Origin of the sequence: Legionella busanensis (assembly GCF_900461525.1) — a bacterium.
Lineage (GTDB): Bacteria > Pseudomonadota > Gammaproteobacteria > Legionellales > Legionellaceae > Legionella_C > Legionella_C busanensis.
On sequence record NZ_UGOD01000001.1, the window covers coordinates 3,062,691 to 3,079,948 of the forward strand.

Sequence of the window (17,258 nt, forward strand, 5' to 3'; positions counted from 1 at the left end):
CAAAGTAGAAGGTCATATAGTTATATTAAATCTGGACCCCGTATAAATGCTTCGCATTTTACGGGATAACGTTCGTTTAGTGACACAAAAGAGCTGTTGTCTCTTTTATGTCCAACTCACGTTACTTAGGAAGAATTAGTATGAATCGATATGAAAAAGGTTTAGAAATAATTCGCGAGCATTTAGGGAAAGAAGCAGCTGATGAGCATATAGAAAAAATTAAAGAAGTAGCGCCTTTCTTTGCCAAAGTAAATGTAGAATTTCCATTTGGCGATCTCTATGCTCATGAATGTACACTTGCGCAAAGTACTAGAGAATTAGCCACTATCGCTGCGTTAACCGTGTTAGGTTATGCTCACTTAGAATTAAAACTACATATCAAAGCTGCGTTAAATTGTGGTGCAACTAAAGAGGAAATTGTAGAGGTGATTACGCAAATGATTGCCTATTGTGGTTTTCCAGCTGCAACTAACGCTATCTTGCTAGCAAGAGAAGTGTTTAATTCTTTGGATGATAAATAAAATATACTTAAATTCTCTACAAGTATTTAGTTGAAAACTCTTAAGAAATAAGTATATTTTATTAGACCTCTTGCCTAACCTGTTTATTTTGGGGGAGTGCAAGGCGCAAGGTTTTTGAGGAGCAAAGTTTACATGCCGTAAATGAGCACCGGAGAAAACCTGGCAACACAGCAATCGCGTAAAATAAATAGGTTAGGCAAGAGGTCTATTCTAAAAATAAAAACCGAATAAATAGTAAAATCTTTTTGCTATTGTCGAATTAAGCGCTTATTCTTACCGTCATGTAACGTATTTTCTGTCGAGCGATAAGGATTAATATCTAAACCGCCTCGTCTTGTATAGCGTCCATAAACAGTCAATTGTTCTGGTTTACAATAAGTCATAATATCTACAAAAATCCGTTCAATACATTGCTCATGAAATTCATTATGATTTCTAAAAGAAATAAGATATTTCAATAAGGCTTCACGATTAATTTTCTTACCTTTATAGGCAATCTGCACACTACCCCAATCTGGTTGGTTGGTAACCAAGCAATTTGATTTTAATAAATCAGAATAAAGAATTTCTTCTACTTCTTCATCTGTAACTGATAAAAAAGAAGGTTCAACTTGATAAATAGAGCATTCAACATCCAGATTATCAATCGTTTCACCCTCACATGACTCAATAACTTTAAACTGTCTTGCCTCGGCAAGCGAGTAAATAGTGACTGAAACTTCAGCATCAATTCGCTTTTCTAAATCATTTTTTACAATACTCTCTAGCGCAAATTTATCTTTAATTTTTGTATTATTAAATGAATTAAAGTAGAGCTTAAGCGATTTAGATTCAATTAATTTAGGTGAACGGCAATCATAAATAATTTCAGCTACACCAACCATTGGCTTCCCTTTTTCATTAAGCCAAGATACCTCATAGTGATTCCAACAATCAAAACCAAAAAAGGGTAAAGCAGATGAATTGATTCCTATTTCTTGCCGTTTACCAGCTCGCGGTATGGGATAAAGCCTATCGGGATTATAAGTCAAATCATAATCTGATTTCTTTCCCAACTCCGATTCGTTATTAATTGCTTCATATTTACTAAGTATTTGATCACTCATCTTATTTAACTCCAGTATTTCAATAATTTTTGCTGTGCTTTGCCAATTTACCAAACTACCCATCTCTATTTGGCTAGCGATATAGGTTAATAAGGAAGCAGCTTCATTAATTTGTGCGGCTTTTGCGTGTAATTCATCGGCTTGAATTTTAAGAGAAGCATTTAAATTGAAATTTGGATTTTCAATACATTTTTTTATTTCCTCTAAAGAAAATCCTAAGTATTTCAACGTTATAATTTGCTGTAGAATTAATAAATCTTTTTCAGAATACAGACGATAGCCAGAAACTGACCGTTTGGTAGGTCTAAGTAAGCCAATTTCATCATAATATTGTAGTGAACGAACCGTAAGGGAGGTCATCCGACTAACTTCTTTAACTTGATAATATTTCATATAACCCTCTCGTTGATACAAATTTTAACCTATTACGTCACGTGAGGGTCAATATTTTTTAAAAATAAACAATTGTTTTATGTGTTATAGTAAAATAATTGAGAAAAAACAGCCTTTATAAGTAAACTAATTGGAATATTACACAATGATTGCAGCAATTATTTTTGATTTTGATGGCGTTATTTTAGATAGCGAACCGTTACATTATAAAGCGTGCTGCCAAGTTTTAGCACCTTTGGGGCTAGCTTTAAGCTATGATGACTATCAAAAAAATTATTTAGGTTTATCTGATAAGGACATGTTTCCACAACTAATGCGGGATAAACAGTATAGTATTTCTAACGAAGATATAATTAAGTTAATACATCAAAAAGCTATAGCTTATACAGAAATAATTTTACATCACCCTACCTTACCTATTATTGATGGATTTCCTGAATTTTTAACCAATATTGCAAAGAAAGTTAAAAAAATAGCAATTTGTAGTGGTTCTACCAAAAATGAGATAAATTCAGCTTTAACTAAAATAGCACAAGGTAAGCTACAAACTTATTTTAATACTATAGTAACTTCTGAAGATGTAAGTCATGGCAAGCCTTCGCCAGAAGGTTATTTGTTAACTGCTCAGAAAATGAATGTTTCTCCTAAGCATTGTCTAGTGATTGAAGATACGCCTCTTGGAATAGAAGCAGCAAAAGCAGCAGGTATGCAAGTTATTGGATTACTTACTAGTTATAAAAATAAATATGATTTAAATACAAATAAAGCAGTCAGCAATTTTAATCAGTTATTACAGGAAAATCTTTTAAATTTAATTTAAAAATAAAGCTTATTTAATAAGGTAAATAGATTACGCTTTATTAGCGTAATCTATTTATAAAATTAGAATGAATAAGCAGTAGCAGTAGAATACTCTACTTCTACTTTAGGTTGACTACTAACTTTATCTTTAATAGTACTAAAAGTACGAGTACCTAATTTTAAGATGTTCTCAGGTCCTGAGATTGCAGTCATAACGGCTAAAGCAACTGTGCCAACTGCAGACATGCCAGCTAAAATGCCAAGTTGTTTTGAAATTGCTAAATTATCAGCAGAAGCTTCTTTTTTGCCTGCCAAACGAGTAGCACCAGCCATCATTAAATAACCTAGGCTTGCAATAGCACTTGCAACTGCAACCGCGGCAACTGCAACACTAAGAACGCCCCAAGCTAGAGGTGCATATATTATGGAGCCAACTGATTTAGCAACATCTGCTGCAAGGTTCTTAACGGGACCTTTGTAAGGAGCAAAAAAATTAGAAGTAGTATTAGAACGCACTGGGCCTGTTAAAAAATTATAAGCTGGAGCAAGAACGTTGCTTGCTTTAAAATCTTTATTAATTTTTAAATTTTCCAGTGTCTCAGGTCTAATATATTTATCAAGTCTAACTTTAGCCATGTTAATTCTCCTTATTGAAATTAGGAGCCACAGTGTGCATTATGCAGGCAACTCAGTCAACCTAATCTTTGCTGTAAAATATATTAAATGAATAGACTTTCCGTAGGCAGGAAATGAAACCTGACTAGTCATAAACTGCAGGTTTTTTTCTTAATGACTTTACTTGGCTTTGTTTTGATTTTTCTGCTAGAATTTTTTGTTTTGTCCGTCTTGAGCGGCGCTTCTTTTGTCGCTTTATTTTCTCAATCTCTTGCTGTATTTTAGATTTTTCATCACTATAAATAGCAGCTAATTTTTCACAAAGCCTTATTCTGGCAAAGTAGCGATTATCTTCACGACTGCGTGTTTCCTGGCATTTTATCTCAATGCTTAAAGGCAGGTATTTTAAATAAACTGTTGAAGCAGTCTTATGTAAATTTTGTCCGCCTCTGCCACTACCAATAATAAATTTCTCAATTATTTGGGAATCCTGAATTTTAAGTTTTTCCATCCAATTTTTCAAATTATCCCATTTTTCTTTATTGATCATGACTCCTCATTGCTAGAATAATTTATAAAATACGTAATATAGTTGCCAACACCTTTAAATTTTTAACATTTTTAACAAACTTAGTCTAATTTAATCAAAGTTAACTATGATATAAAGCCAATAATTCTTTACTAGTATGACAACCTAGTTTTTCCATCACTTTAGCTAAATTACCTTCTACTGTCCTATATGACGTTTTTAATTCTTTCGCAATCTCTTTAGCTGCTTTACCTTGGGCCAATAATTTCACACATTTTGCTTGCTGTTTAGTTAGAGAAATAGGTGTGTGCAAAGTTTTATGAAATATCGTTAAATCTTTTTTTTCTAAATTTAACTGGATATTAGACTTAGAAGATTTAGCGTCAGTTATATTTTCTTGTATAGTACGAACGTGATGTTCTAGATTATTATCATCACTATTAATCGTAATCATTGCTAAATTCTCATACAAACTATTACGTTGGCTTTGAAGGGCTTGGAGAAAAGCGTCAATTTCCATAGGTTTTAACAATAACGGCACTGGATTACGGGATAACCGATCTAGTTGCATAGGTAAGCTTACTTGTAAATAAACTAAGTATTCTTTTTCTAAAAGTTTAGAAATTTCTTTGCTTTCTATAATATTTGCATCAGTAGCGACTACAATATTTTCTCTTTTTAAGAGACTAGTTAAAACATCTTTTTGACACTTAAAAAAAGAAGCCGCCCCTTTAGGTCCCATAATCTCATGTACCCTACGGCCAATCTTATATTCTAATCCAAAGTCTGCATCAGCAAATTCCCAGCCAAGCTGCGTTGCTAAGGACTGTGCTAGTAATGTTTTTCCTGCTCCAGGATGCCCTATAATAAAAATTCTTGTGTATTTTTTCATTTCTTTAACCTCAAACTAATAACTTTAAATATTGTATAAATTTTAATCATTATTATAGTTATTAATCTAAGTTAACGACAATACGTAGGACTACTTATAGCTATTACTGCTCTAAGTAACGAAGTGATCTAACGGTTATTTATATTTTAGTAATTTCAAGGCTTCGAATTCGCTAAAAATAGGCTACGTTACAGCCCAAATACTAATTAATAGTGATGCAATCACAAATGAGTAGAGAGCATCTGCTATTTCGCATATTACTGTTGCAAATTTATTAAATATTTCATTAAAAGGTCTAACTTTGTTAGTATTTTCATAAACTCCCTGTTTAGATTAAATTTAGACTTAATCTTTATATAAAAAAGTTTTCAATACTTTGAATGTATATTTATACTAAAACTTTAAATAATAGACCTCTTATATAATCTGTTTATTTGGGAGAGTGCAAGGCGCATGAGTTTTGAGGAGCGGAGTTTACCTAGAGTAAATGAGCATCAGAGAAAACCTTGCAACACAGCAATTCGTTAAATAAACAGGTTATGCAAGAGGTCTAATGTAGTTTTACTGGCCAAGGAAGATAACTTCATGAAAATAACTACATATCAATCAAAAAGAATAGGAACTGTTATTGTTAAAACACAAGGCAATCAAGCAACTATTTCCTCCAAGCGTTTAGAACTTAAGTCGCTTAATCAATGTGATACTTCATATTTAACCGAACAATACAAACGTCTCTTAATTAACCCTGAAAACACAAAATGGTTTGGCACAGGTAATATTTGGAGTGAACAAGAAGTAAAAGACCTCATTCTAGAGGAAAAAAAATATTGGCATGAAGGAAGGAATTTTGGTGCTTTTACAGTCTATGATGCCAAGGCAAAAAATTTTATTGGTAGTTTATTTATTAATCAGGCAACCAATGATTTTGCGCATATTGGTACTGGCCATAAGCAAGCAATAGAGATTGGTTATATTATTGACCCAGATTTTAATGGACAGGGTTACGGTACAGAAATCGCTATTTTAGGAAAAAAATACATAAAATATCTTGCTGAAAATTTAGCAAACCTCAATGAAGAAAAGCGAATTAAAGAAATTGTTGCAACTGTTCATCCACTTAATAAAGGTTCGTTAAGGATTTTAGAAAAGACACTGAAACACCAAGAACCAGAAGAATTTAAAAAATTTGGCGGGCAACCACGGCTTTTATTTTTTAAACCTTTAAAAGCAGAAAAATCAGCCAACATAGATTTTATATGTAATGCAAAATTATGAAACCCACAAAGAGTAGCAGGTAAAAACCTGCTTAATTAAATTTTTTTAAAGCAAATGAGCTAAATAAATACTTAAGATTTGTTTAAAATCACAACATATACTATTATTTATGCTTTTATATTAACCATTATGCTTTTAACAAGAAAACAATTTGTCGAATTATGCAATCGAGCGATTTTTTATACACGAGAAAAAATTACAATTAGGAACCAAAAAAGTGGTTATCAAAATTATCATCGTGAATTAAAAGAAAATCGTTATTTTTCAATTAACGTCCGCCCTCCTTTAATTAATTCCTCAGAACATTCCTATATATATCGACATGACTTTATTGAATATACTGGTTTAGGTAATTGTCATGAATTAGCTCATTTCCTTTTAGTAGAAATTGGTAAGAGAATTGAGGCATATAATGCAACAGCGAGACTTCGTGTTGTTAGTTCTAAAAAATTCGACCATGTCTACATTGAAGTACTTATTCAATTAGCGAATGAAATTGAGGTTTCTCGCTGGGAAGTTGATGCTTGGGATCCGCGTATTATAGATATCAGTATTCGTCCTGATGGGTCGATAAAAAATTCTGAGTATCTTGATTATGGATATGCCGTCTTTACCCTAAATTCTATTTACTCTCATGAAATTAATTATCAAAAAAGATATACTTTTTTTCAAAATCCACCTAAACCTATACCTGGCCCGCCAGATCTAAACGCTACTCCAGAAAGAGAAATTTTAGATAAACACCCTGATCTTTATAGAGACTATACATTAGAAGAGTCAATAAAAGAGGGCAAAATCGATCCTGATGGAAGTATTCATTACTTACAAAAAGCATCAACATGGCAGCTTTAATTATTTAAGAACTAAACACAATACTATAAATTATAGGCTAAGCAGTAAGTCCAAACGCAAAGCACGCTTTATAATATACGACAGTTTATGCTAAAGAGCTTATTTTTTGGTTCATTATTATCTACTGCTTGCTCTTTATCTGTAGTGCTACTTCTAAAAAATTGATCAGAATTTAAAAATTTAGAAATATTAAGATTGATAACACCTTTTGCCTTAAAATCAATAAAACTATCCATATGTAGTGCCAAGATATCTGTTTTTAAATTAGCATGAGCCGGATGACTACTAAAAATATCCATCATGGCAATAATTTCCGAAGTTAGGTAGCGCTCTGGCATCTCTTTTCTTGCTTCTGCTAAAATAAAGAATTTACTAACTCCCTCTTTTACTTCTTCATTTTCTAAAAAATCTGCTACAGATAAGGCCTTAAGTCGGCCTTCCATAGTATCATTCAAAATTAGGCAAATTTCCTCTCTATCTTTTTTACTATTTTTAACTAAAATTACCCCGGTGATTGCCGTTGTATGAATAGCTTCAAATCCGAATGCTGGATACTCTAAAATTAATGGTCCATTTTTTTCTAATAAAGTATATAAATCTTGATATATTAGCCTTTTTTCCTGATTAGTCGTTTTTTTATAATCCTCAAAGATACCTGTAATCTCACTTAAGTTTACAGTTTTTGTTAAATTTAAAATTTTTCTTTGATTGTCATAAAACTCATTTGTAGGGATCGCGCCATTTATCAACATATTATTTAAAGTATTAGGTGCTATCCCTGACTGTAGCATTTGCCCAATTAAAAATTCTTTTTGTGCTTCGAATTCTTCATCTTTTGCAGAGTTACATCTAACTATACTTGGAGCATAGAGCCAACATGAATTAATCGTTTTTACTTTTTGCTTTTCAACCACACTTTGTTTGGCTAAAGGAGATTTATAAATTAACAAAATAACTGGCTGATAATTTTAAATTTAGGCAAAAATTATAACATTTAAACTTAAATTTACTAGCTTAGTCTTTATAATTCACTAAATTGCAGTATTAATACTTTCTTTAGAGCAATTTAGGTGTCTTAAATCAGAAATAATTAAGTAAATCTACTAGAATAAAAGGCAGGCAAACCTATTACCTATTGGGAGATTAAAGTTCTAATAATTAGATTATTAATCTTTATAAAACACATCAGATTAAAAATTTAAAAAGTTATTTATCTTAATAATAAATGAAATCAGTTATTTTGAGCTATGAGTAAGATAACAAATATTTGCGCAGAAAAGGATTTCTCTTATGAAAAAAATATGGCTTATGCTTGTCTTCTTGATTCAAATGGCAACCCCTTTTGCTTCTCAACAAACAGTTATTTGCACTATGCAAGGATTAAAGGATAAGCTCTTATTTCCTCTTCCACAAAAAACCGCAAAATTGCCTCAGATTGATTTTCCATATCCTATAGAGACAACTATTTTCGTAATGAGAGAAAAAAATTTACTTCTTGTGGCTATGGATCAGGACGAAAAATCACGTCTGCGACTTTTTATTTCTGCACAAGCTGCTAACAATAAGAAAAATAGTGAGTATAAAGGACAATTTATGGTTGATTGGGGCGGGAATCAGCTGCAATTAGATAATGGACTTATATCTTGTAGATTAGAATAGCTACGATTAATAAGCCAGCCGGCCTTTTAAATGTAAATAAAATAACTTTAAACAACATACTTTAGGTATTTATTGAGGCAAATTAAGAAGAATGCTATCCTCTTGCGCAAAGAGTAAAAGGAAAGCCATGAAGTTAGATAACCAAGAGAAAGACAAAAATAGCCAAAATAGATTTTTTAAAAATTTACCTAATAATCTATTACAAACCAGCCTTCCTACTATGCGTAACATTATTATTGTTGATAAAGATGAAGAGCTAAGTCAGCAAGAAGAGCCGAGCCAATCAGTAGGTCCTATTTAGTCAAGCTTATGATAGATGCAATCCTTAATAAATTATCAGCTGTCCCTGAAATAGGTGTAGCACCCATATTACATACTGCTTACCAGGATAAATTCATTCATAGTTTAAAAGAAATTATTGATTACGCTGATAAGATGTTGGGTAATGATTATCAATCTTTATTAAATAGGATTGCTATAATTGAGTCTCAGTCACCTAAATTTATTTCTCCCAGATTATATAGTAGTTATTTTAAGCTTCTTAAAGCCATGCAAAATGATGATGTAACCTTAGTAAAGCAAATCATAAGCGCGCTTAAAACTGAGGATTACGCCTGGAGCATGCAAGAAATGCAAGTGAACTTAGGCTTACAAGAATCTTGGGAGAAGCAAATTTTTTATGAGGAAGTATGTGTCGCTTTTGGCTCAGATAAATTACAAGCATCTACACCCCTATCTAGCCAATTGGAACAATTTCAAGCCGATGTTCAAGAAGCAATAAAGTTAATAATTGCCGCTGATTTTAAATTTGCTACTGAGATAGAAACCCTCGTTTCAACACTCTTTTTAGTAGAAAGCAAAGTTAGCGTGGGAGCAACTTCGCCTATGTTTTTTGGTGCTATTTATCTTTCTTTACCTAAGAGCCATATAGAAAACTCAACTATGCTATTTTTAATTGAGCATTTAGTCCATGAAACATCACATTTGTTTTTAAACACTATTCTTGCTTATGATCCATTGATTTTAAATGAACCTACTGAACTTTTTTGCTCACCTATTAGAACTGATTTAAGGCCTCTTCTTGGTATTTATCATGCTACATTTGTTTTAAGTAGAGTAATAAGAATATTTAAACAAATAAAACATTTAAGTTTTTACTTTAAACAGAAGACATTAGAAGATGCAATTAGCAGTCTAACTAAAAAATACGAAAGAGCTTATCAAACAACCAATCAACAAGCCTCATTCACACCTTTAGGTAAACAAATTTTTATTTCCACCAGAGAATGTGCGCTATTAAATTAATTACTAATAGCTATAGATGTAGTTTATGCAGGGAAGATGTTAAAAGGGTTAAAGAGCTTTTTCTTTATTTACGCATTCTACTTAAATCAGACATAATATCAACAGTTATTAACGATTGTTAAAGATTTGTCTGATTATGCCTAACAAAGATCCTAAGGCAATTTTCCGACAACATGGCAGCTAACTCAGTAAGCTAACATGTAATTTACAACCTTTCTTTCTCAATCCTTTGGGTCTAAAGTGCTACCCATGTCTTCGGAATAAACCGGGCCTTATTGGTCGGGACGGTAGGATTTGAACCTACGACCACTAGCACCCCATGCTCTTGATATCAGATATAATCGAAATTACATTTTAGTATTTTTTCTCTGAAAAACTCTATACAAACAACGACCTTTCGCATTTCCCTTGTATCAAGTGATAACATCGAATATCATTCGATAACACAAAAAAGTGTACCTATAAGTGTACCTAAAATGGATTCTTGTTGTGAGTAACTTTACCAATACTTATATTAAAAACTTAAAACCTCGTCCAAATAAACAGTATGAAGAATACGAAGGTTAAGGGTTCGGTCTTTAGGTGTCGCCTGCAGGAACGAAGACATGGATCTATCGATATAAGATAAACGATAAAACTGAAAAAGTCAGTTTAGGTCATTATCCAAATATGAATCTGGCAGATGCTAAGAGAAAATTTTTTGAATTAAAAGAATTAAAACGTCAATCTATTAACCTCAAACAAGTTTTAACGCCCGAAATAGAAGAAGATAAAGATACTGGTAAAGAACTAGTTAATCGCTGGTATAACAATTATATCTCCAAACACAGGAAACAACCTCTGCAAATCCGCCAGCTCATTAATGCCGATATTATTCCTCTTCTGGGAGAAAAATATATCGATGAAATAGAAGCCAAAGATATCACAAAAGCATTAGATAAAATTGTTGCCCGAGGCTCAGATGTCCATGCAAATAAAGTGTTAAGTGCTATCAAGCAGGCCTTCAACTATGCTGTCAGTAGAGGTGAACTTAAGATAAATCCAGCGATTCATATTCGCGCAAGAGATATAGGCGGTGTCGAAAGACCTCGGGAGCGATTTTTAACATTAGAAGAAATCAAACAACTTTGGAAATTCTTAGATAATGGCAAACACAGTGTCTCATTACAAATCAAAAATGCTCTCAAGATATTACTGTTAACAGGCGTTCGCACTGGCGAATTAAGAGTCGCCAAATGGAATGAATTTGACTTCGAAAGCTCATTATGGACTATCCCTGCTACTAACACCAAAACTGGCATAACTATGCAAGTTCATTTAACAAACATGGTTAAATCACTTTTTATAGAATTATATAATTGCAGCATGGGTAATTATGTCCTAAGTGGCACAGACGGTCAAAGCCCACTTTCTGACCGCGCCCTACCGAAAGCTGTAATCCGCTTACAAGAAAGAATTGGTATTAGTAAATGGACAGCCCATAACCTTCGCAGAACCTTTGCTACCCAGCTGGGAGAAACCCTGCGCATTGACCCTGTTGTTATTGAAAAATGTTTAGGACATAAAATGCCCAAAATAATGGCGACTTATAACAAAAATTAAATGCTGCCAGAACGTAAAGAAGCCCTGGATAAATGGGCAAAATATATTGAAAAACTAGTCAATGCCGAAGACAAAAGTTACCATACATCCATTATTGAAAAGGATGTACTCTATGAATATTGATCAACTAAGGCAACTTGTTAAGAAAGGCGAATCAGATCATTTAGAATTCAAAATCTCTACCAGCCAACTGAAATCCGCATTTGAAACAGCATGTGCTTTCCTATTCGTAAGAGGATCCGAAACTCTCAGGCGCATTCTTTAGTGCTTCTAATCGAAATGACCTCCATATTTTCCAATCTTCCTGCATTAGCTTTTTTAACTTCATAAACTGATTTCCATCACTGTTATAGGATGAGATTTGAACTTATCCATACTAATTTCTTTTTATCCAAGGCATCTATAATACTCAAGTATGGTATAGTCGAGGGCAAATAAGTAAAGGTTTTCAAAATCAAATTCTTTTCAAATAATTAAATATTCTTTTATTATTCTTTTTCAAATGCAGGATAAAATTCGAGAAATGAAGTTTCACGCCAACAATGTTTTAATTTGGCTAACATGGCCAGAGCCATTTCTCGTAAATAAGGTAAATGCTGATGAACACTGCTACTCCCTATAAATGCTTGCAATCTCGATAAAACCCTAGGTCTAACCCAGTTGTCTTCTGCATTCCATAAGGAGTCCTTCGGTACAGGACCTGAAGGTCCAATTCTGTCTTTTTCCCAAGCTGAATTAATAAAAGGTATCGTTTGCTGTAAAAGCCAAAAACCGCAGGCATAAGTATAAGCTTGATTATATTGTTTATCATCAGCTGCTGCCGGAATAGTTTGCTTTAGTTCCTCCCTATAAATGTGTTCCATATGCCCAATAACATCTGTAGGAATCGCTTTAGCACACCAACATGTTGGCATACTCATTCGCAAATAAGTCTCATCTAACAAAGCATTACGTACGAAGCACCATTCAAAATCAATAAGCTGCAAATCTTTATTTTCTGCATGATCAAATACATTATCAGGACAAATATCCCCATGAGTCAGCACCGTAAAAGATCCAGGCTTTATTACATATTCAATTAAAGATTTAGCTTCTTCAATGCAGTCTAGAGTTAAAATTAAGCCTAAGTTTTTATTTGCCAAATCTAGTTTCGGCAATAAATCAGTAAATATGCAATTAATTTCATCCTCAACAGTTTCCGCTTCCAGATGAATCAAGTTCAAAATTTGTTTATAAAGCCCGATATTGCCAAAACTTGCTGCATGAAAACTACCCAAGGCTTTCATAAAACGGGTTAATGCAGCAATAGCTTTTTTGCGATCAGCTCCAGTAAGTGAATCAACTAAACTAACATGCTGAATTCCTAAATCTTCAATTAGAATAAAACGATGCTCTTTATTTCCACCATAAAATTTTGGGACGTTATGCCTGTTTTGCTTAACCTCAGAGGCAAACTCAAGGCCTGCCCAATCCCTTGCAAATCGTGCATAAACTTCCTCATCATCAGCATCAGTGTCTTCTCGGAGAGACTGCTTTAAAATAATACTTTTAGGAATTTCTTTCGCTTGGCTTGATAAAAATAGTCTTACTATGCAATTTCTACGTTCAGGCTCACTTAAAAACTGAGTGGAAATTATCTTAACCTCTGCAGCAAATTTCTTATTTAATAGATAGGTAATTTTATCAAGAAGATTAGAATTAAGAATTCGTTGTTCATTTAGGGGGCTGACTGTCATCTTTTAAACCTTAGAATCCGCAATCAATATTCATTATATCCGGCGGTATCCGCCATTGTATTAGCAACATCAGTTTATTCAAACTAATAATAGGTTTATGCGTCAGTAATTAATATGTGCAGATTTTTTGAATAACTTTGCCAACAATGGCTATTTCCATATATTCAACCACTTTAATATTTGGCCAATCATCATTTAAAGTCAAAAACTCATCTGCGAATCGCACAACAACTTGTTGGTAGACAAAGCGTAGAAATTTGCTTTTGGGACTCCATTTTTCCATGGTTACATCCTTACAACTTATTTTTTAGAACGCAATTTTTGGTGTATCTCGAGGATCACGCCCACAACAGTGTATAAATTATCATCATAAACTTCTACAGGTAATTTGGGGTTGATGGGATACAAATAGCGCTCATTTCCCTCTATTATTAGCAAAAGAGATTTATATACTTTTAATCCTCCTAATAGGAGCATAACTTTACAATCAAAAGCTAAAATATTTATCTCACAATATTATAGATTATATTAAATCCTAAATTACTTTCATATTGCTTAAGCTTCCTAACTGTGCTTACGCTTGCTTACCTTCAATTTAAATGCTTTAGTATGAAATTGCTATTAACTCGATTAATGAGCTAGTACACTAATTTTTATTTTTAATGAATAAGCTTATGGGCAACTCAAAATCATTTTATAATCTAGAAACATTGGGCGGAATTTTACTTTTTATCGCTGCGGTCATAGCAATTTTAATCGCTAACTCACCATTTCGATCTATCTATGAGCATATATTACAAGTTAATGGTGCGGTGAGTATAGGAACATTTTCTATTAGAAAGCCTTTATTATTGTGGATTAATGATGGCTTAATGGCCATTTATTTTATGTTAATTGGCCTTGAGATTAAACGAGAAATTAAGCGAGGCGTATTAAGCGATAAACGTAATCTCGTTGTCCCTGTTATCACGGCGTTAAGTGGATTATTACTGCCTGCTGCTATCTTTGCCTACTTTAATGCGCATAACTCGATTTTCTTACATGGCTGGGCAATACCTACAGCCACTGATATTGCTTTTACTTTAGGAATTGTTTCTTTATTAGGTTCTCGTGTACCGCTTTCATTAAAGATTCTACTGACAGCCATCGCTATTTTTGATGATATTGCAGCTATTGTTATTATTGCTATTTTTTATACGAACAAATTATCCTTGGTTTCGCTGTCCTTTGCATTGTTATTTACTTTAATTTTAATGGGCTTAAATTATTTTAAATACCGTCGTATATCGTTATTCATGGTTGTTGGGGTTGCGCTATGGATTGCAGTTTTAAAATCAGGGGTTCATGCAACATTAGCAGGCATAGTGATTGCTATGACAATTCCAGATGAGGGCAAAAGATCGATGCTTACTCGTCTTGAAAATAGTTTGCATCCTTGGATTGTTTTTTTAATTCTACCTCTGTTTGCTTTCGCTAATGCAGGTGTGAGTTTTATTGGTCTTGATAGGGCTATGTTTATGCATCCTATTGTTTTAGGAATAGCCTTAGGTTTATTTGTTGGCAAGCAAGTTGGTATTTTCTTATCGTTAGGTTATTTTGTTAAGTTTAAAGAGTTGCTTAAGTCAGACTATGTTACCCTTCGTCAAGTGTATGGGATTGCGTTAATTTGTGGTGTAGGTTTTACGATGAGTTTATTTATTGGCTCCTTAGCTTACCAGGATCATAGTTTGTATTTGATGCCTATGGTAAAAATTGGTGTTGTTTTTGGTTCTCTAATGGCGGGAAGTATAGGTTTTCTTGTCTTAAGAAGCGCAAGGCCTTTGTAAACTTCGTTTATTTTCTAAATTGCTCTAAGTAATTAATTTTAGCTTTATAAAGGGCTGTGAGAGACTGATTAGGCTTTACCGGTAAAACACTCAACTTACCATTTGTTTCTAAAATTACCGCTTTGACTCCTTCTAAGTCACTGATGCCAAATGCCCTTATTTCACCTAAAATATCTTCTTCACTAATCCTGACAGACTGCATGGCTTCCTTAATAAATTCACCATCAAAGAATAATAGCGTGGGATCAGATTTAACCCAAGTACGTATTTTTTTAAACCGTGTGGTGATATAAGAGATTAAGCTTTGTAAAAGTACTAAGCAAAACAAAGCTAAAATACCTTGCGTAATACTGACCGTGTTCGACAAAATTGAAGACGCTAATGCCGAGCCAAGTGACACAGTTATTATGAAATCATAAATGTTTAATTTAGATAAAACTCGTTTACCAGCTAAACGAACAAAAAAAACTAGCGCGGTAAAATTAATAAGTGCTGCTAAAATTGTTTTGTAGAAAACACTCCAATTCGCTAACCACATAGATATCCTTTTATAAAAGTTGTTAGACTCCACAGACAAGCCTAAGCTAGATTAAAATGGCGTTAGGTATTATTCTAAGTAGTGCTGCTGTTCTATTTCTATCTTATCTTTTATTCTAATTAACCTAAGTTAAAGGAATAACGTTGAACAAGCAAAAATTTATTTATCATTCAGCTCCCTTATTTTTTTTGTTCCTTCTTTTTACGGCATCTTCTTTTGGCCAAGAAAATTCGTTACCCAATTCAGCGCAGGATATCGTTGCAAAGCCTGCAGAAGAGATTACCAAAGTAGATGTAAAGCCTCTAGCGCGTGATAATGAAATTAAAACGCGGCTTGAAGCAATACTTAAAGCAACTACTTGGTATATTCAGCCAAAAGTAAGTGTGAATGATGGTGTTGTTTTTCTAGAGGGAGGTGCTACAACAGCTGATCACCGGAAGTGGGCTGAGAACCTTGCCCGAAAGACACAGGATGTTGTTGCAGTCGTTAATCAAATGGAAATTGTTGACCCGTCTATAGGGGATATTCAGAAGCAAATTAGCGCTGGTTTACAAGAACAATGGCGCCAGTTTTTACGAGCGCTACCTTTCTTTGTTTTTGCTTTATTGATTATGGCAATTGCTTGGGCTGTTGCTCATTTTATTGCAAAACTTATTCGTAAATCCTTGCATTTTCGAGGTATACATCCACTCTTAGCGGATGTTGCTGCACGTGCTGTCGCGTTCTTAGGCCTCATAATAGGGCTTTATCTAATTTTACAACTTTTCGGTTTAACAACCATTGCACTTACCCTAATTGGCGGTACAGGCGTTATTGGTATTGTATTAGGTATCGCATTTAAAAATATTACTGAGAATCTTTTGGCAAGTATTTTACTTAGCATACAAAAACCATTTAACAATAATGATTTAATTGAAGTGGCAGGCATTACTGGTTATGTACAAGGGCTGACAATTCGCGCGACGCTACTAGTAACGGAAGATGGCCATCAAGTACAAATTCCTAACTCTACAGTTTATCAAAGCAATATTACGAATTTTACTAAAAATCCTAAACGCCGTGAAAGCTTCTTAATTGCAATTAGCTGTCATGAAACAATCTCGTTAGCCCAAGAGGTAGCTCTGTTAACGTTAGATAAACATTCTGCTGTTTTAAAGGAGCCTGAGCCATTGGTATTAGTCGATAGTTTTGTAGCTGGTATAATCAATATACGTATATATTTTTGGCTAAACAGCCAAAAATATAATTGGGAAAAGGTTAAATCGTCAGCTATTCGTTTAATAAAACGCGCCTTTCAAGAGGCTAATATTTCCATGCCAGGGCCAGGCGTGAATTTAAATATTGCTAAAGGTTCGTCGATTAAAGTTCAAGCTATTAAAGATTCAGTAGTCTCTCATAAAGAGAAGGGGCCCAAGATAAAAGAAGAAGAGACGATTGCAACGCATGCTGAAGGGGAACTTCGTAGTGAAGCGGCTGAAATGCAAAAGCAAGTTCGTCAGCATAAAGCCGTTGATAAGGAACAGAACCTCTTATCTAATAATGGGAGCAATGGAAAAAAGGAAAAAGCAGCACTTCAAGAAGAACGATAACTTCTTTAAATAGCTATTC

General features: G+C 33.5%; 17 protein-coding genes and 2 pseudogenes. 10 read left to right on the top strand and 9 right to left on the bottom strand.

Going from position 1 to position 17,258, the window contains the following annotated elements; genetic code table 11:
* Positions 1–140 precede the first annotated feature (140 nt).
* Entirely contained in the window at positions 141–521 is a 381-nt protein-coding gene (locus DYH30_RS13600) for a carboxymuconolactone decarboxylase family protein (protein ID WP_207385767.1), read from the top strand.
* A 248-nt stretch (positions 522–769) separates the two neighbouring features.
* Here the strand turns inward: DYH30_RS13600 and queF are convergent, their stop codons facing one another.
* Both queF and DYH30_RS18360 read right to left on the bottom strand, forming a co-directional pair.
* Complete coding sequence (gene queF, locus DYH30_RS13605) at positions 770–1,627, bottom strand: NADPH-dependent 7-cyano-7-deazaguanine reductase QueF (protein ID WP_242604697.1); 858 nt, start codon at positions 1,625–1,627, stop codon at positions 770–772.
* Between the two features lie 243 nt (positions 1,628–1,870).
* Positions 1,871–2,020, bottom strand: a pseudogene (locus tag DYH30_RS18360) (MerR family DNA-binding transcriptional regulator); the annotation flags it as partial.
* Positions 2,021–2,165: 145 nt separating this feature from the next.
* Between DYH30_RS18360 and DYH30_RS13610 the strand changes: the two are divergent.
* Positions 2,166–2,840, top strand: coding sequence for an HAD family hydrolase (locus DYH30_RS13610; protein ID WP_115332168.1), 675 nt, complete (start codon positions 2,166–2,168; stop codon positions 2,838–2,840).
* A gap of 62 nt (positions 2,841–2,902) precedes the next feature.
* Here the strand turns inward: DYH30_RS13610 and DYH30_RS13615 are convergent, their stop codons facing one another.
* The 3 genes from DYH30_RS13615 to DYH30_RS13625 all read right to left on the bottom strand — a co-directional run bounded on the left by DYH30_RS13615 (position 2,903) and on the right by DYH30_RS13625 (position 4,857).
* Positions 2,903–3,457, bottom strand: coding sequence for a hypothetical protein (locus DYH30_RS13615; protein WP_115332169.1), 555 nt, complete (start codon positions 3,455–3,457; stop codon positions 2,903–2,905).
* A 124-nt stretch (positions 3,458–3,581) separates the two neighbouring features.
* Positions 3,582–3,986 carry a peptide chain release factor family protein gene (locus DYH30_RS13620; protein ID WP_115332170.1) on the bottom strand — a complete coding sequence of 135 codons (405 nt, stop codon included), beginning with the start codon at positions 3,984–3,986 and terminating at the stop codon, positions 3,582–3,584.
* A 100-nt stretch (positions 3,987–4,086) separates the two neighbouring features.
* Positions 4,087–4,857 (bottom strand): LuxR family transcriptional regulator, encoded by a 771-nt coding sequence (locus DYH30_RS13625; protein WP_115332171.1) that lies wholly within the window; start codon positions 4,855–4,857, stop codon positions 4,087–4,089.
* Between the two features lie 585 nt (positions 4,858–5,442).
* On the opposite strand from DYH30_RS13625, the gene DYH30_RS13630 reads away from it, so the two are divergent.
* On the top strand, positions 5,443–6,132 hold the full coding sequence (locus DYH30_RS13630) for a GNAT family N-acetyltransferase (RefSeq protein ID WP_115332172.1): 690 nt from the start codon (positions 5,443–5,445) through the stop codon (positions 6,130–6,132).
* A gap of 129 nt (positions 6,133–6,261) precedes the next feature.
* Positions 6,262–6,984 carry a hypothetical protein gene (locus DYH30_RS13635; RefSeq protein WP_131740639.1) on the top strand — a complete coding sequence of 241 codons (723 nt, stop codon included), beginning with the start codon at positions 6,262–6,264 and terminating at the stop codon, positions 6,982–6,984.
* A 68-nt stretch (positions 6,985–7,052) separates the two neighbouring features.
* On the opposite strand, the gene DYH30_RS13640 is transcribed toward DYH30_RS13635, so the two are convergent.
* Positions 7,053–7,934, bottom strand: coding sequence for a papain-like cysteine protease family protein (locus tag DYH30_RS13640; RefSeq protein ID WP_115332174.1), 882 nt, complete (start codon positions 7,932–7,934; stop codon positions 7,053–7,055).
* A gap of 340 nt (positions 7,935–8,274) precedes the next feature.
* On the opposite strand from DYH30_RS13640, the gene DYH30_RS13645 reads away from it, so the two are divergent.
* From DYH30_RS13645 to DYH30_RS13655, 4 genes and pseudogenes are all read left to right on the top strand, one after another.
* Complete coding sequence (locus DYH30_RS13645; RefSeq protein WP_115332175.1) at positions 8,275–8,643, top strand: hypothetical protein; 369 nt, start codon at positions 8,275–8,277, stop codon at positions 8,641–8,643.
* A gap of 127 nt (positions 8,644–8,770) precedes the next feature.
* A complete protein-coding gene (locus DYH30_RS18030; protein ID WP_160116217.1) occupies positions 8,771–8,944 on the top strand; it encodes a hypothetical protein in 174 nt (57 codons plus the stop codon).
* An 8-nt stretch (positions 8,945–8,952) separates the two neighbouring features.
* The gene (locus DYH30_RS13650; protein WP_115332176.1) at positions 8,953–9,948 is read left to right on the top strand and encodes an aKG-HExxH-type peptide beta-hydroxylase; all 996 of its coding nucleotides are present in this window, start codon (positions 8,953–8,955) and stop codon (positions 9,946–9,948) included.
* Positions 9,949–10,437: 489 nt separating this feature from the next.
* A pseudogene (locus DYH30_RS13655) lies at positions 10,438–11,673 on the top strand (tyrosine-type recombinase/integrase).
* Between the two features lie 365 nt (positions 11,674–12,038).
* Here the strand turns inward: DYH30_RS13655 and DYH30_RS13665 are convergent.
* Both DYH30_RS13665 and DYH30_RS18035 read right to left on the bottom strand, forming a co-directional pair.
* Positions 12,039–13,286, bottom strand: a complete 1,248-nt coding sequence (locus tag DYH30_RS13665) for a phosphotransferase (RefSeq protein ID WP_115332177.1) — start codon at positions 13,284–13,286, stop codon at positions 12,039–12,041.
* A gap of 109 nt (positions 13,287–13,395) precedes the next feature.
* The gene (locus DYH30_RS18035; protein WP_160116218.1) at positions 13,396–13,569 is read right to left on the bottom strand and encodes a hypothetical protein; all 174 of its coding nucleotides are present in this window, start codon (positions 13,567–13,569) and stop codon (positions 13,396–13,398) included.
* Between the two features lie 391 nt (positions 13,570–13,960).
* Between DYH30_RS18035 and nhaA the strand changes: the two genes are divergently transcribed.
* On the top strand, positions 13,961–15,112 hold the full coding sequence (gene nhaA / locus DYH30_RS13670) for a Na+/H+ antiporter NhaA (RefSeq protein WP_115332592.1): 1,152 nt from the start codon (positions 13,961–13,963) through the stop codon (positions 15,110–15,112).
* A gap of 7 nt (positions 15,113–15,119) precedes the next feature.
* Here the strand turns inward: nhaA and DYH30_RS13675 are convergent, their stop codons facing one another.
* On the bottom strand, positions 15,120–15,650 hold the full coding sequence (locus DYH30_RS13675) for a DUF421 domain-containing protein (RefSeq protein ID WP_115332178.1): 531 nt from the start codon (positions 15,648–15,650) through the stop codon (positions 15,120–15,122).
* 143 nt (positions 15,651–15,793) lie between these two features.
* On the opposite strand from DYH30_RS13675, the gene DYH30_RS13680 reads away from it, so the two are divergent.
* A complete protein-coding gene (locus DYH30_RS13680; RefSeq protein ID WP_115332179.1) occupies positions 15,794–17,239 on the top strand; it encodes a mechanosensitive ion channel domain-containing protein in 1,446 nt (481 codons plus the stop codon).
* Positions 17,240–17,258 lie beyond the last annotated feature (19 nt).

Bases quoted from the DNA above. Each gene is read 5' to 3' on its own strand.
- DYH30_RS13600 (WP_207385767.1), top strand. From the start codon at position 141: ATGAATCGATATGAAAAAGGTTTAGAAATAATTCGCGAGCATTTAGGG.
- queF (WP_242604697.1), bottom strand. From the start codon at position 1,627: ATGAGTGATCAAATACTTAGTAAATATGAAGCAATTAATAACGAATCG.
- DYH30_RS13610 (WP_115332168.1), top strand. From the start codon at position 2,166: ATGATTGCAGCAATTATTTTTGATTTTGATGGCGTTATTTTAGATAGC.
- DYH30_RS13615 (WP_115332169.1), bottom strand. From the start codon at position 3,457: ATGGCTAAAGTTAGACTTGATAAATATATTAGACCTGAGACACTGGAA.
- DYH30_RS13620 (WP_115332170.1), bottom strand. From the start codon at position 3,986: ATGATCAATAAAGAAAAATGGGATAATTTGAAAAATTGGATGGAAAAA.
- DYH30_RS13625 (WP_115332171.1), bottom strand. From the start codon at position 4,857: ATGAAAAAATACACAAGAATTTTTATTATAGGGCATCCTGGAGCAGGA.
- DYH30_RS13630 (WP_115332172.1), top strand. From the start codon at position 5,443: ATGAAAATAACTACATATCAATCAAAAAGAATAGGAACTGTTATTGTT.
- DYH30_RS13635 (WP_131740639.1), top strand. From the start codon at position 6,262: ATGCTTTTAACAAGAAAACAATTTGTCGAATTATGCAATCGAGCGATT.
- DYH30_RS13645 (WP_115332175.1), top strand. From the start codon at position 8,275: ATGAAAAAAATATGGCTTATGCTTGTCTTCTTGATTCAAATGGCAACC.
- DYH30_RS18030 (WP_160116217.1), top strand. From the start codon at position 8,771: ATGAAGTTAGATAACCAAGAGAAAGACAAAAATAGCCAAAATAGATTT.
- DYH30_RS13650 (WP_115332176.1), top strand. From the start codon at position 8,953: ATGATAGATGCAATCCTTAATAAATTATCAGCTGTCCCTGAAATAGGT.
- DYH30_RS13665 (WP_115332177.1), bottom strand. From the start codon at position 13,286: ATGACAGTCAGCCCCCTAAATGAACAACGAATTCTTAATTCTAATCTT.
- DYH30_RS18035 (WP_160116218.1), bottom strand. From the start codon at position 13,569: ATGGAAAAATGGAGTCCCAAAAGCAAATTTCTACGCTTTGTCTACCAA.
- nhaA (WP_115332592.1), top strand. From the start codon at position 13,961: ATGGGCAACTCAAAATCATTTTATAATCTAGAAACATTGGGCGGAATT.
- DYH30_RS13675 (WP_115332178.1), bottom strand. From the start codon at position 15,650: ATGTGGTTAGCGAATTGGAGTGTTTTCTACAAAACAATTTTAGCAGCA.